The organism is Cohnella nanjingensis, from assembly GCF_014212125.1.
GTDB classification, from domain to species: Bacteria; Bacillota; Bacilli; order Paenibacillales; family Paenibacillaceae; genus Cohnella; species Cohnella nanjingensis.
In genome coordinates this window covers 1-14,365 of sequence record NZ_JACJVP010000075.1, presented here as the reverse complement: position 1 = coordinate 14,365, position 14,365 = coordinate 1, and the positions used below count along the sequence as shown (strand labels likewise).

Genomic DNA, 14,365 nt, shown 5'->3' with positions numbered 1-14,365 from the left:
CTTTAATGCAATGCCATTGAAATAAACTACCTACATTCGCCGAAACTGTCGGAGCCCCCTCGATGTAGGTAATTAAACTACCTACATTCGCTGAAACTGGCGGAATCCTCTCGATGTAGGTAAATAAATTACCTACATTCGCTGGAAACGTCGAAACCCCCACGATGTAGGCATTTAAACTACCTACATTCGCCGAAACCGCCGAACCACGCCGATAGAAGCACATCTCAACTTTCCGCTCGTCTACATCCATCTAGGTCTTTCGCCCCGCCAGTGCCTTCTCTCCCAAAATTCGTCTTGACATCCGCCCATTCTTCGTCTAAATTAAATAAAAACCGATGGTTTTAGTTGGTTATGGAGCAAGTCGGTGACGCCCTTTCAACCGAATAGCCTAGTTGACCAGATAACTGGAGACTAAGTTCACGCGCAGGACAGACGCGCGAGGCTTGGTCTTTTTTCATTTTACCCCACGGGGGGAAAGCGAGTGAACGGCGCCGATGATCGTGATTCGTGATTTGTGCAAGAGCTACGCAACGCCTTCATCCACCGTAACGGCCCTATCCGAGGTGAACCTCACCATCGACAAGGGGGACATCTTCGGCATCATCGGCTTCAGCGGTGCGGGCAAGTCCACGCTCATCCGCTGCCTGAACCGGCTGGAGGAGCCGGACTCGGGCAGCATTCGGATCGGCGACCACGTCATTACCGATCTGAACGACAAGGAACTCCGGCTCGCCCGGCGCAAGATCGGGATGATCTTCCAGCAGTTCAATCTGCTCGACGCCAAGACGGTCTGGCACAATGTCGCTTTCCCGCTGCAGGTGGCGGGACATCCGAAGCCGTATATCCGCGAGCGGGTCGCCGAGATTCTGGAGCTCGTGCAGCTCAGCGACAAGGCGGGCGCGTATCCCGCGCAGCTGAGCGGCGGACAGAAGCAGCGGGTCGGCATCGCCCGGGCGCTCGCGAACGAGCCGGACGTGCTGCTGAGCGATGAAGCGACCTCGGCGCTCGATCCCCAGACGACCTATTCGATCCTGGAGCTGCTGCAGGACATCAACCGCAAGCTCAAGCTGACGATCGTCCTAATCACGCACGAGCTCGACGTCCTCTCCCACATCTGCCGGCACATGGCCGTGATCGAGGGCGGCACGATCGTCGAGACGGGGACGGTGGATCAGTTCTTCCTGAACCCGCAGAGCGATACGGCGCGCCGGTTCGTCGGCATCGTAGACCGCTACCGCAACCGGACCTACGAACTGGAAGGGGCGGGTGCGGGCATATGAGAGACGATCTGATCGATCTGCTGTGGGAAGGCCTGCGGCAGACGTTGTACATGGTATTCTGGTCGTCGCTCTTCGCGCTCGCGCTCGGGCTGGCGCTCGGCGTCACGCTGGTCGTCACCGACAAGGGCGGCGTCCTTCAGGCGCCGAAGCTGAACAAGCTGATCAGCCTGGTCATCAACAGCGTCCGGTCGCTGCCGTTCATCATCCTCATCGTGCTGCTGCTGCCGCTGGCCCGGCTCGTCGTCGGTACGACGCTCGGACCGACGGCGGCGATCGTCTCGCTGTCGATCGGGGCGGCGCCTTTCCTCGGGCGGATCATCGAGAACTCGCTCAAGGAGGTCGCGGAGGGCAAGATCGAAGCCGCGAAGTCGGTGGGCGCGACGCCGTTGACGATCATCTTCCGGGTGCTGATCCCCGAGGCGCTACCTGCGCTCGTTCGGAGCATCACGATCGCGATCATCGCCATCACGGAGTTCACGGCCGTCGCCGGCGCGATCGGGGCGGGCGGGCTCGGGAGTCTGGCCATCCGGTTCGGCTACCAGCGGTTCCGGGAAGACATCATGATCGCGACGGTCCTCGTCATCATCGCGCTCGTACAGGCGATCCAGTGGTCGGGCGACGGCATCGCGAAGTCCATCCTGAGACGCAGGACCAAGGCCGATTGACGCCTTTTTTGGCGCAACTACGGCGGAGAGATGGTGGATTGTGCGACTTTTCGAGCCGAGTTTCTTCCGCTGTGAAGCGGAATCGAAGAAACTGGGGAGAACGACGCTCAGGCCAGCATCTTGGAGCAGGTTTTACAGCTTCGCCAAATAGATATCCAATGAAAAGTAGGGAGTGGAGAAAAATGTCTAAAAAGAAAAGCCTGTTCGCGGTGACCGCCATCTTGCTGGTGGCGGGAACGCTGCTGTCGGGATGCGGCTCCAAAAACAACAACAACGGATCGTCCGCTTCTCCGTCCGAATCGTCCGCGAGCCCTTCGGCTTCCGCCAGCGCATCCGCAAGTCCGTCCGCATCCGAGCCTCCCAAAGAGACGACCTTGAAGATCGGCGCGGCCGCCGTGCCGCACGCCGAGATTCTGAACTTCGTCAAGCCCGCGCTCAAGGAACAAGGCGTGAACCTGGACGTCATCGTCTTCGACGACGAGGGCCAGCTGAATCCGGCGCTCAAGGACGGACAGATCGACGCGAACTACTTCCAGCACGTGCCTTACCTGGACTCCGTCGCGAAGGAGAAGGGCTTCGACTTCGCCGTGACGGCCAAGGTGCACGTGGAGCCGATCGGCTTCTACTCCGACAAGCTCAAGTCGAAGGACGAGATCAAAGAAGGCGCCAAGATCGGCATTCCGAACAATCCGTCCAACGAGTACCGCGCGCTGGTGCTCCTGCAGCAGCAAGGGCTGATCAAGCTGAAGGACGGGCTGACCACGTACGAAGCGACGCCTAAGGATATCGTCGACAATCCGAAGAAGCTGAAGTTCGTCGAAGCCGACTCCGCGACGCTGCCGCGCGCGCTGCCCGACGTAGACGGCGCGATCATCAATACGAATCTCGTGCTCGAAGCCAAGATCGATCCGAACAGCGCGCTTTTCAGGGAGGACGCGAACTCCCCTTATGCGAACGTCATCGTCGTTCGCAAGGGCGACGAGAACCGCGAGGAGATCCAAAAACTCGATGCGGCGCTCACCACGCCTGAGGTGAAGAAGTTCATCGAGGAGAAGTACGGCGTAGCGGTCGTACCCGCGTTCTAAGCGTTTCGAACCGTCGCGTTGACGCCATTCCAAGCAGCCGTCCCATGCAGACCCAGTCTGCGGGGACGGTTTTTTGGTCTTCCCCGCGCCTGAGATCGCACCCGCAAAGGTTCAAAATGCCGCGACACGGATTGTTACATCTCCCAATAAACTCCGATGAATTTGAACTAAATGTTATTAAACATAACATAAATTACAGAAAAGTCTCCTGAAAAACGTGCGATTCGTAAATTTGACGGAATTATGTGTTAATTATATTGACATGATTTACCTGTCGCCCCTATAATGGGCTCACGAACGGCAAGGGGCTCCAAAGAGCGGAACGTTCGGATCTAGAGACAAAACCATTATAGGGAACGGGGAGTGGCGTAATGAGGAAGGTCCATTTGTTCAAGAGCTTGGGTCTTGTCTTAACGGCCAGCATGGCGCTCGCGGCTTGCGGCGGCAACGAGAAGGGGAATGCATCTCCATCGGCCTCTGCGTCGCCATCGGCATCCGCATCCTCCGGCGCGTCGGCGGGCGAGGGCGGAGACACGGTGAAGGTCGGCATTCTGCACTCCCTCAGCGGCACGATGGCGATCAGCGAAGTGACGGTGAAGAACTCCGAGCTGATGGCGATCGACGAGATCAACGCCAAGGGCGGCGTGCTCGGCAAGAAGATCGAACCGGTCATCGAGGACGGCGCGTCCGATTGGCCGACCTTCGCGGAGAAGGCGCGCAAGCTTCTCTCCGAAGACAAAGTCGCGACGGTGTTCGGCGGATGGACGTCCGCGAGCCGCAAAGCGATGCTCCCCGTTTTCGAAGAGCTGAAGGGCCTGCTCTGGTATCCGGTGCAGTATGAAGGCTTGGAATCCTCCCCCTACATTTTCTACGCGGGCGCGACGACCAACCAACAGATCGTACCTTCGATCGACTACCTGCTCGAGCAAGGCAAGAAGAAGATGTTCCTGCTCGGCTCCGACTACGTCTTCCCCCGCACCGCGAACAAGATCATCAAGGCGCAGCTCGCCGCCAAGGGCGGAGAGGCCGTCGCCGAAGAATATACCCCGCTCGGCTATACGGACTATTCCACGATCATCGCCAAGATCAAGTCGGCGAAGCCTGACGTCGTCTACAATACGCTCAACGGCGACAGCAACGTAGCCTTCTTCAAGCAATTGAAGGATGCGGGCATCGCCGCCAAGGATCTCACGACGGTGTCCGTCAGCATCGCCGAAGAGGAAGTGAAGGGGATCGGCGCGGATATCCTGGCCGGCCACCTCGTCGCCTGGAACTATTATCAGACGACCGACACGCCGGAGAACAAGACGTTCGTCGAGAACTTCAAGAAGAAGTACGGCGCGGACAGCGTCACGAGCGATCCGATGGAGGCGGGCTACACGGCGGTTCATCTATGGGCGGCCGCGGTCGAGAAGGCGGGCTCCTTCGACGTCGAGAAGGTGAAAGAAGCCGCCAAGGGCATCGAGTGGAACGCGCCTGAAGGCAAGGTGACGATCGACGGCGACAACCAGCACATCTACAAGACGGTGCGCATCGGCGAGATCCAATCGGACGGCATGATCAAGGAGCTGTGGAATTCCGGCAGCCCGGTGAAGCCGGATCCGTACCTGAAGACATACGACTGGGCCAAGGGACTGAGCGGCGGATCGTAAGATCCGGTCCCCGCCGGCTAAAAACGATCGGAACGCTTCGAACGCTCGGGAAACTCCGGCCGCCAGCCGCCGAAGCGACGGCGCAGCGTCCTCTGATTCATCTATTCTCACATACGCAGCCGAAGCAGCAGCCTAGCCAAGCAGGGGGGAGAAGCCGGCGGATCGACGACGGTCGATCGATTCGGGGTCTTCCCTCCGCTGCTTCCCCAGACCTTAGGAAAGCGGGTGCGGAGTCGATGGAAATGTGGCTCACCCAACTGTTCAACGGACTCAGCGTAAGTTCCATCCTGCTCTTGATCGCGCTGGGGCTGTCCATCACCTTCGGGCTGATGAAGATCATCAATATGGCGCACGGCGAGTTCATCATGATCGGCAGCTATGCAGCCTACGTCACGCAGAACGTGTTCAAGTCGGCGCTCCCCAAGAGCGCATTCGACGCCTACTTCCCGGTGGCGATCGTCGTCAGCTTCGCGGTCGCCTTCGCGATCGGCTATCTGCTCGAAGCGACCCTCATCCGGTTCCTCTACGGACGGCCGCTCGACAGCCTACTCGCGACCTGGGGCGTCGGCCTCGTCCTGCAGCAGGTCGCCAGGTCCATCTTCGGCGCGCCGAACGTAGCCGTGACGAGCCCTTCGTGGCTGGACGGCGGCATGCGCATCATGGACGGGGTCGTCTTCCCCTACAAGCGGCTGTTCATCATCGGACTCGTGCTCGTCTGCTTGCTTGCCATGTACTTGTATATCTACCGCAGCGGGCCGGGGCGCCGGATGCGCGCCGTCATGCAGAACCGCGAGATGGCCGCCTGTCTCGGCATCTCGACCCGCCGCGTCGACGGCATGACGTTCGCGATCGGCTCCGGCATCGCGGGGATCGCCGGCTGCGCGCTGTCGCTGATCGGCGCGATCGGTCCGACGATCGGCACGAACTACATCGTCGACGCCTTCATGGTCGTCGTGCTGGGCGGGGTCGGCAAGCTCGTGGGCACCGTGGCGGGCGCGCTCGGCATCGGGATGTTCAACACGCTGTTCGAATGGTGGTCGACCGCCTCGCTCGGCAAAGTGTTCGTCTTCGTCCTGATCGTGGCGTTCCTGCAGTGGAGGACCATGGGCCTGTTCGCGGTCAAGACGCGCTCGCTCGATTGACGGGCCCCGCGCCCCGGAATCAACAGAAGGAGGTGATGGATGATGCTTCAAGCCCTTACGGCTCCCCGCACGCGCAAGCTCTGGCTGCTGCTCGGCTATGCGGCCGCCGCGGCCGCGCTGTTCTCGGCGCCGCTCTATCTCAGCGACTTTCGCTTGAATCTGCTGGCCAAATTCCTGGCCTTCGCCATCGTGGCGCTCGGTCTTGACCTGATCTGGGGCTATACCGGCATTCTGAGTCTCGGACACGGCGTCTTCTTCGGCCTCGGCGCCTATGCCATGGGGATGCATCTGAAGCTCGCGGCCGCCGGCGGGAGATTGCCGGACTTCATGGATTGGAGCGGCGTGACGAAGCTGCCGTGGTTCTGGGCGCCGTTCGAGTCGTTCGGAGTCGCCGTCCTGCTGGGCATCCTCATTCCGGCCGCGCTCGCGCTGTTTCTCGGCTTCTTCACGTTCCGCAACCGGATTAGGGGCGTCTACTTCACGATCCTGACGCAGGCGCTCGTCATCATCACCGTGACGCTCTTCATCGGCCAGCAGGCGTATACCGGCGGCACGAACGGGCTGACCGGCTTCACGAAGCTGTTCGGCCAAGGGCTGAAGACGGACGGGATGAAAACGGGACTGTATCTTGCGACCGTCATCGTCCTGATCGGCGCCTTCGTCCTGTGCCGGTACCTGGTGAAGAGCCGGTTCGGCAAAGTGCTCCGCGCCATCCGCGACGGGGAGAACCGGGTGCGGTTCCTCGGCTTCGATCCGGCGATGTACCAGATGGCCGCCTTCGCGATCTCTGCGGCGCTCGCCGGCATCGCCGGCATGCTGTTCGTGCTTCACGTCGGCATCATCTCTCCTTCGATGATGGCGATCGTCCCTTCGATCGAGATGATCCTGTGGGTCGCGATCGGCGGGAGAGGCGCGCTCGTCGGCGCCGTCATCGGCGCGGTCGCCCTGAACTACGCCAAGAGCAGCCTCTCCGAGTCGTATCCGGAGATCTGGACCTTCTTCCTCGGCGGATTGTTCATCGTCGCGACCGTCTTCCTGCCCGGCGGCATCGTCGGACTCGCGAAGCAGATCGGCCCGTTATTCCGGCGAAAGGAGGCTGTCCATGACCAAGCCCTCAATCCTGTCCTGCGAGAAAGTAACCGTAGCGTTTGACGGCTTCAAGGCGGTCCAAGGCATGGACCTGGCGCTGCAGCCCGGGGAGCTGCGCTTCCTGATCGGCCCGAACGGGGCGGGCAAGACGACGATGCTGGACGTCGTCTGCGGCAAGGTGAAGCCCGTCTCCGGCAAGGTGACGTTCCATGCGAAGTCCGGCAGCATCGACATCACCAAGCGCAAGGAGCACAAGATCGCCGAGCTCGGCATCGGCCGCAAGTTCCAGACGCCTTCGATCTTCGCGGGACTGACCGTGGAGGAGAATCTGGAGATCGCGATGTCGCAGAACCGCGGCGTCTGGGCCGCGCTCCGGACGACGGCGATGAAGAAGGCGGAGCGCGAGCGGATCGACGCGGAGCTCTCGCTCATCGGCCTGGGAGACCAGCGCGCGCTGCGCGCCGGACGCCTCTCGCACGGGCAGAAGCAATGGCTCGAGATCGGCATGATGCTGCTGCAGGAGCCGGAGATCCTGCTGCTCGACGAGCCCGTCGCGGGCATGACCGACAAGGAGACGGAGAAGACGGGCGAGCTGCTCCAGGAGATCGTACGCAAGCGGACGGTCGTCGTCGTCGAGCACGATATGGCGTTCGTGCGCAACTTCGCGAGCAAAGTGACGGTCATGCACGAAGGCAAGCTGCTGAAGGAAGGCACGATGGACGAAGTGCAAAGAGACGATCGGGTAGCGGAAGTCTACCTCGGCAGAAGGCGGGATGTCGATGCTGTCGGTTGAACGGCTGGAAGCGGGCTACGGGGAGAGCGTTATTCTGCGGGACGTATCGATCCGGGTAGAGCCGGGGCAGGTCGTCTGCCTCATGGGGCGCAACGGCGTCGGCAAGTCGACGTTGGTCAAGAGCATCATGGGACTGTTGAAGACGAAGCGCGGGTCGGTCTCGTTCAAAGGGGACGACCTCGCGCGCCGGGCGCCGGGCCAGCGCGCGCGGCGCGGCATCGGCTACGTGCCCCAGGGGCGGGAGATCTTCGCGCAGCTCACCGTCCGGGAGAATCTGCGCATCGGACTCGAAGCGAGCCGCGACCGCAAACGCCGCCAGGCCAAGGAGATCCCGGCGGAGGCGCTCGCGAAGTTCCCGGCGCTGAAGGAGATGTACGAGCGGCGAGGCGGGGACCTGAGCGGCGGGCAGCAGCAGCAGCTGGCGTTCGCGAGGGCGCTCGCGGCGGAGCCGGAGCTGCTGCTGCTCGACGAGCCGACCGAAGGGATTCAGCCTTCGATCGTGCAGGATATCGAAGACGTCATCCGTTCCATCCGCGACGAAGGCCGGACCTCGATCCTCCTCGTCGAGCAGAGCCTCGAATTCGTGCGCAGCGTCGGCGACCGCTTCTACATCATGGAGAAAGGCGCCATCGTCTGGGAGGGCGTCCGCGAAGAGCTGGACGATCCGATGGTGATGCGATATCTCACCGTCTAGACTGGCGGAAGCGAATGTTCGGAATAGAAGCGGCATAACGCGCTCTAAACATGACGCGAGATGCACGATTCACAAAAATACCGAATAAAATGTAATAAAAACTAACATAAGTATTGACTCTTTTTTGAATTCATTGATAGAATAGCAACAAATGAAGCGAAGGGACTCATTATATACGTTAGTAAACCTAACAATAAAATACACGACGTTCGATGAGGAACGTGGCTGTCTAGGGTTCCGTTGACCTGCCAAGGTCAAGCTGGTCCGAGAGACGGCGTATGGCGCTTAGGTCCGGTGCGGACCGCCATATTACACGGAAGGACAAAAGCCTGGGAGACCCTCACTCCGAGGCTTTTTCTGTCTAAATTTAGGCATACGGAATTGATAAGTTTCACATGAGAAGGAGCGGGAGAGCATGAACAGAAAAAGACGCAAGACGCTGATATCGGTCGTCATGGCCCTGATGTTGACGATGGTGGCGAGCGCGGCGCTGGCCGGATGCGGCAAGAGCGATTCGGCGGACGGTTCGTCCGGCGAGCCCATCAAGATCGCGCTCAGCCCTTGGCCGGGCTGGTTCTTCTGGTACCTGGTCGAGGAGAAGGGCTTCTTCGAGAAGCACGGCGTCAACGTCGAGCTCAAGTGGTTCCCGGTATACAGCGATTCCCTGCAGGCGCTCTCTACCGGCAAGGTCGACGCGAACAGCCAGACGCTGAGCGATACGCTCGCGCCGGCGTCCAAGGACATCAAGCTGAAGGCGGTCCTCGTCAACGACAACTCCAACGGCGGCGACGCCATCGTCAGCAAGACGGAGATCGGGTCGATCCAGGATCTGAAGGGCAAGACGGTCGCCACGGAGCTAGGCACGGTCGATCACCTGCTGCTGCTGACGGCGCTGGAGCAGAACGGCTTGAAGGAATCCGACATCAACTACGTCAACATGACGGTCAACGACGCCGGCCCCGCCTTCATCTCCGGCAAGACGGACGCTTCGGTGCTCTGGGAGCCGTTCCAGACGACGGCGGTCAAGGAAGGCAAGGGCAAGGTGCTCTTCTCCTCGAAGGATACGCCGGGCCTCATCCCCGATCTGCTCGTTTTCCGCCAGAGCGTCGTGGAGAAGCGTTCGGACGACGTGCAGAAGATCATCGACGCTTGGTTCGACGCGCTGGCGTACTTCAAGGATCATGAGCAGGAAGCGATCGAGATGATGGCCAAGAAGGCGGAGACGACGCCGGAGGACTTCAAGCTCGGCCTCGACAGCATCAAGCTGTTCAGCGCGCAGGACAACGTAGAGGCGTTCGCCAAGAAAGATGACCTGACTTCGCTCTCCTACACGGGGACGAAGACGGCCGAATTCCTGAAGAAGCTGGATATGATCTCGGACGTTCCGAACGTAGACGCGATTCTCGAGCCGAAGTTCGTTCAAAAAGCGGCAGGGGGGTAAACCGGATGATGCATGCGGAAAAAGGACATGGCGCGCGGCAAGAAGCGGCCGCAGGCCCGAAGGCGGGCGGAGGGCCCCGAGCGGTTGCCGGCGCTCTTCGCAAGCCGACCAGACGGCACCGGATTCAGATCTTCGAGGACATCCCCAAACGCGGCTTCGCTGTGACGGCCATCGTCTCTTTTCTGGTCATGCTGGCCTTCTGGTCGATCTTGAGCTACGGCAACATGGTGAGCCGGGTATTCCTGCCGACGCCGGACCGGGTGCTGCACACTTTCTTCGACCTGCTCGGCACGCAGGCTTACTGGCACCATATCGGCATCAGCGTATTCCGGGTATCCGCGGGCTTCGCGCTCGCCTGTCTCCTCGCGATCCCGATCGGCCTCATCGCCGGCACATTCCGCTTCGCGGAAGCGTTCGTCGAGCCGCCGATGGAGTTCATCCGGTACATGCCGGCCGTCGCGTTCATTCCGCTCATCATGGTGTGGGCGGGCATCGGAGAGTGGGCGAAGATCCTGCTCATCTTCATCGGCTGCTTCTTCCAGCTGGTGCTGATGGTCGCTTCGGACACCCGGCAGGTGTCCAAGGATCTCGTGCAGGCCTCCTTCACGCTCGGGGCCAGCCGCTGGCAGGCGGTTCAGACGGTCGTCATCCCGGCGGTGCAGCCGAGGCTGATGAACACGATGCGGCTCATGCTCGGATGGGCCTGGACGTATCTCGTCGTCGCCGAGCTGGTCGCCGTCAACAGCGGTCTCGGCTATGCGATCATGAAGGCGCAGCGGTTTCTGAACACGGACCAGATCTTCGTCGGCATCATCGTCATCGGGCTGCTGGGGCTCTTCAGCGACCGCATCTTCGCTTTCCTGAACCGGCGCTTCTTCCCTTGGGTGTAGCTTGGCAGGCGCAATCGGACGAACGAGAAAGGGGCTAACGCAATGACGAAGGAGACGCTGGCAAGGGAGATCCGGATGGAGACGGAGGCGGCGGGACACGGCGCCATCGCGATCCGCGGGGTGGGGAAAAGCTATCGTACGGGCAAGACGGAATTCCAGGCGCTGGGGAACATTCGGCTCGATATCGCGGCGAACGAATTCGTCACGATCGTCGGTCCGTCGGGCTGCGGCAAATCGACGCTGCTGCGCATCGTGGCCGGACTCGAGGAGGCGAGCGTCGGCGAAGTGACGGTGGACGGCGTCGCCGTCGTCGGTCCAGGGGCCGACCGGGGCATGGTGTTCCAGGGGTATACGTTGTTCCCTTGGCTGACCGTCCGGCAGAACATCGAATACGGGCCTAAGCTGAAGGGCGTGCCGATCCTGGAGCGCCGGGCCGTCTCGAATCGCTATCTGCGCATCACCCGGCTGGAGAGCTTCGCGAACCGGTTCCCGAAGCAGTTGTCCGGTGGGATGAAGCAGCGGGTCGCGATCGCCCGCGCGCTGGCAAACGGACCGAAGGTGCTGCTCATGGACGAACCGTTCGGCGCGCTGGACGCGCAGACGAAGCTGGAGATGCAGGAGGCGCTGCTCGACGTATGGGCGAAGGAGAAAACGACCGTCCTCTTCATCACGCACGACATCGACGAGGCCATCTTCCTCTCGCAGCGCATCCTCGTCATGGCGGCCGGGCCGGGGAGGATGATCGGGGAATACCAGGTCGCCCTGCCTGCCGAACGAACGCCCGAAGTGCGGGAGCATCCCGACTTCCTGAAGCTGAAGCGGGAGCTCGCTTCGCTGCTGAAGCACAAAGAGGCGTAGCGGGGGCAATCCCGCTACGCCAGGCCGGACCGGAGCAGGGCGGCGATGGCGATCCCGGCCCTGGTGGACGATAGGCCGGGAACCCGGCGAATCGGGGAATTCGGTCGGCAGCAGGTCCGGCGTGGAGAAGGCACGGGCCGAGTTCCAGCAGCAAAGATTGGCTCCGATAGTCGGGAGAAGGCCATCCTTGGAAGGACGATGTCCGGAGGGGATGGCTTCATCGGCATTCCCGGCGAATGATCGGCGGGTGCCCCGCGAACTTGGGTAAGGATGGGATAAGACGGAGGAACATGTTGCCAAATCGACTGTCCGGAGCGGGTTTGGGGGCCGGCGGGGCGCACGGATGGGGCTTCCCTCCAGCGCAGGGCGAGCGCATAAGAAATTGGGAGGGGTTGAATACTACTCCCAAGTTCAAGTTCACCATCTCCCGAGTGGTCAAAGCGTTCGTCATACAGTCGTTCGCTGCACATTCAGCGGCAAAGGCCATGGTCCAAAACATCCAAGAAAGCGGGGCAACACGAAACCATGAAAGCAACCGGTATTGTACGCCGCATTGATGACCTCGGTCGGGTAGTCATACCAAAAGAAATCCGCAGAACGCTCCGCATCCGCGAAGGAGATCCGCTGGAGATCTTCGTCGACCGGGACGGGGAAGTCATCCTTAAGAAGTATTCGCCGATCGGCGAGCTGGGCGACTTCGCGAAGGAATACGCCGAGTCGCTGTCCGAGAGCACGGGCCACGTCTGCCTGATCTCCGACCGCGATACGATCATCGCGGTGGCGGGCGCCTCCAAGAAGGAGTATCTGGACAAACCGATCGGCAACCTGTTGGAGAACTGCATGGAGAACCGGAAGATCACGCTCGAGGCGAACGCCGGCCAGTACGATCTGATCCGCGACGGCAACGAGGCGCTCAGTTCCTTCGTGGCGGCGCCGATCGTGGCGGGCGGCGATCCGATCGGGACGGTCGTCCTGCTGAGCAAGGAAGACGGCGTCTCGATGGCCGAGATGGAGAGCAAGATGGTCGAGACGGCGGCGGGCTTCCTGGCGAAGCAGATGGAGCAATAGGAGGCGCCAACGCGTCCTCGGCGCATGCGGTTGCCGGACGGCAGGCCGCGCAAACGAAAAAGCTTCCCGGAGGTGTGGCTTCATCCACGGTCCGAGAAGCTTTTTTGGCGAGGCGAAAGGATCGTTTACCCGGCGGGAAAGGAAAGGGTCTGCGGGCCGGCGGGATGCGCAGACAGGCTATCCAGCCAGCGCGGGGCTACTGCCGCTGCGCCGTGTGCTATAATGGTCTCACCAAGCACCTTGATGCAGAGGAGGGGACCGGCACGCGGCGCGTATCGCCGGGCACGGTTCAAGCGCATATTGAAATCGAACGCTCCCAAAGCCGTATGGCAAGGCGCGGCGCTGCTCGGGGGCGCCGCCCTGGCGTCCAAGCTGATCGGGACGCTGCAGAAGATCCCGCTGCAGAATCTGGCCGGAGACCGGGTCTTCGGCCTCTATAGCGCCGTCTACGCGCTAGCCGTCATGTGGATGACGCTGGCGGCGGCGGGCGTGCCGGTCGCGGTCTCGCTGCTCGTCGCCGAACGGCATGCCGCAGGCGACGAGACCGGCGCGCGCCGCGTGCGGCGCTACGCGATGGTCCTGCTGTCGCTGACGGGGCTCGCCGCCTTCGGGCTGCTGCAGGCGGGCGCGCAGGCGCTGGCCGGCTGGATGGGCTCGCCCGAAGCGGCGGCCGCCATCCGCACGTCATCGCTCGCGCTCCTCGTGGCGCCGATGACGGCGGCGCTGCGGGGCTACTCGCAAGGCCGTCTGGAGATGCTGCGTCCGGCCGCCTCGCAGCTCCTGGAGCAGACGGCGCGCGTCGCCTTCATGCTGATCGCCCTGCTGTGGGCGCTGCGCGAGGCGTATTCCCCGGCGGCGACGGCCGCCGCCGTGCACGGGGGTCTGGCGGCCGGCGCCGCGGCGGGGCTCGTCGCGATGCTGCTGCCGGGATGGGGCGGCCGCCGCGACGCAGGGAAGACCGAGGCGCGGCCTGAGCCGGCGTCGGAGCGGGAGCCGCCGAGCGGACGCGTCGACGCTGAAGAGAGCGGCAAGGCGCTTGGCGCGCTCGCGTCGAGGCGAGAGCCTCAAGGAGGACGCGCCGACGCTGGCGCAAGCGGAGGGAGGCCGGCGCAGGAGTGGGAGCCCTTCGCGCCTGCGCCGGCCGCCGCGCGGGCCGAGAGGGGCTGGCCGCTCGTGCGCCGCATCGCGGCCGTCGCGCTGCCGGTCGCCGCAGGCTCCGTAGTGGCGCCGCTGTTCGGCCTGATCGACGCGTTCACGCTGCCGCGGCTGCTGCAGGGCGCGGGCGGGACGGCGGCCGCCGCGATGACTGCTTTCGGCGAGTACAATCGCGGCATCGCCCTGCTGCAGCTCGTCGCGATGGCGGCGGGCGGCGCTGCCGCCGCGCTCGTGCCCGCGATGACGGCGGCGCGGGCCAAGGGCGACGCCGCGGGACTCGGCGAGCAGACCGCCTTCGCGATGCGGCTCGCTTGGTGGTTCGGCGGCGCCGCGGCGGTCGGGCTCGCGCTGCTCGCGAAGCCCGTCAACGTCGCGCTGTTCGAGAACGGCCACGGCACGGGCGCGATGGCGCTGCTCGCCTTCGCGAGCCTCGGGGCCGCGCTCCAGGCGGTGAGCGCCGCCTTGCTCCAGGGCCTGGGCGACTTGCGTTCGCCGGCCCTCTACCTGGCCGCCGCCGCTCTCGTCAAGGCGGCGCTCAACGCGGCGCTCG

Annotated in this window: 14 protein-coding genes and 1 riboswitch; of the genes, 13 read left to right on the top strand and 1 reads right to left on the bottom strand. The window is 62.6% G+C overall.

What is annotated here, in order from left to right; genetic code table 11:
- On the bottom strand, positions 1-253 hold a 253-nt coding region (locus H7C19_RS34525; RefSeq protein WP_221469599.1), incomplete at its 3' end, for a hypothetical protein.
- Positions 254-497: 244 nt separating this feature from the next.
- Between H7C19_RS34525 and H7C19_RS32685 the strand changes: the two genes are divergently transcribed.
- The 13 genes from H7C19_RS32685 to H7C19_RS32625 all read left to right on the top strand — a co-directional run.
- Positions 498-1,283, top strand: coding sequence for a methionine ABC transporter ATP-binding protein (locus H7C19_RS32685; protein WP_185673282.1), 786 nt, complete (start codon positions 498-500; stop codon positions 1,281-1,283).
- Complete coding sequence (locus tag H7C19_RS32680; protein ID WP_185673281.1) at positions 1,280-1,948, top strand: methionine ABC transporter permease; 669 nt, start codon at positions 1,280-1,282, stop codon at positions 1,946-1,948. Before H7C19_RS32685 ends, H7C19_RS32680 begins: the two co-directional genes overlap by 4 nt.
- A 182-nt stretch (positions 1,949-2,130) precedes the next feature.
- Positions 2,131-3,033, top strand: a complete 903-nt coding sequence (locus H7C19_RS32675) for a MetQ/NlpA family ABC transporter substrate-binding protein (RefSeq protein ID WP_185673280.1) — start codon at positions 2,131-2,133, stop codon at positions 3,031-3,033.
- Positions 3,034-3,455: 422 nt separating this feature from the next.
- A complete protein-coding gene (gene urtA, locus H7C19_RS32670) occupies positions 3,456-4,685 on the top strand; it encodes an urea ABC transporter substrate-binding protein (RefSeq protein ID WP_376775472.1) in 1,230 nt (409 codons plus the stop codon).
- Between the two features lie 236 nt (positions 4,686-4,921).
- Entirely contained in the window at positions 4,922-5,827 is a 906-nt protein-coding gene (gene urtB / locus H7C19_RS32665; protein ID WP_185673278.1) for an urea ABC transporter permease subunit UrtB, read from the top strand.
- Between the two features lie 39 nt (positions 5,828-5,866).
- Positions 5,867-6,979 carry an urea ABC transporter permease subunit UrtC gene (urtC, locus tag H7C19_RS32660; protein WP_185673277.1) on the top strand — a complete coding sequence of 371 codons (1,113 nt, stop codon included), beginning with the start codon at positions 5,867-5,869 and terminating at the stop codon, positions 6,977-6,979.
- Complete coding sequence (gene urtD, locus H7C19_RS32655) at positions 6,930-7,709, top strand: urea ABC transporter ATP-binding protein UrtD (protein ID WP_185673276.1); 780 nt, start codon at positions 6,930-6,932, stop codon at positions 7,707-7,709. The genes urtC and urtD overlap by 50 nt, the downstream gene beginning before the upstream one ends.
- Complete coding sequence (gene urtE, locus H7C19_RS32650) at positions 7,696-8,403, top strand: urea ABC transporter ATP-binding subunit UrtE (protein ID WP_185673275.1); 708 nt, start codon at positions 7,696-7,698, stop codon at positions 8,401-8,403. The genes urtD and urtE overlap by 14 nt, the downstream gene beginning before the upstream one ends.
- A 218-nt stretch (positions 8,404-8,621) precedes the next feature.
- A riboswitch (guanidine-I (ykkC/yxkD leader) is annotated at positions 8,622-8,741 on the top strand.
- Between the two features lie 77 nt (positions 8,742-8,818).
- Positions 8,819-9,844, top strand: a complete 1,026-nt coding sequence (locus H7C19_RS32645; protein WP_185673274.1) for an ABC transporter substrate-binding protein — start codon at positions 8,819-8,821, stop codon at positions 9,842-9,844.
- Between the two features lie 5 nt (positions 9,845-9,849).
- Complete coding sequence (locus H7C19_RS32640; protein WP_246470176.1) at positions 9,850-10,734, top strand: ABC transporter permease; 885 nt, start codon at positions 9,850-9,852, stop codon at positions 10,732-10,734.
- Between the two features lie 42 nt (positions 10,735-10,776).
- Positions 10,777-11,592: an ABC transporter ATP-binding protein gene (locus tag H7C19_RS32635; protein WP_185673273.1), complete on the top strand. Its 816-nt coding sequence runs from the start codon at positions 10,777-10,779 to the stop codon at positions 11,590-11,592.
- 525 nt (positions 11,593-12,117) lie between these two features.
- Positions 12,118-12,660, top strand: coding sequence for a stage V sporulation protein T (gene spoVT, locus H7C19_RS32630; RefSeq protein WP_185673272.1), 543 nt, complete (start codon positions 12,118-12,120; stop codon positions 12,658-12,660).
- A gap of 300 nt (positions 12,661-12,960) precedes the next feature.
- The coding region (locus tag H7C19_RS32625) for an oligosaccharide flippase family protein (RefSeq protein WP_185673271.1) at positions 12,961-14,365 on the top strand (1,405 nt) is incomplete at its 3' end.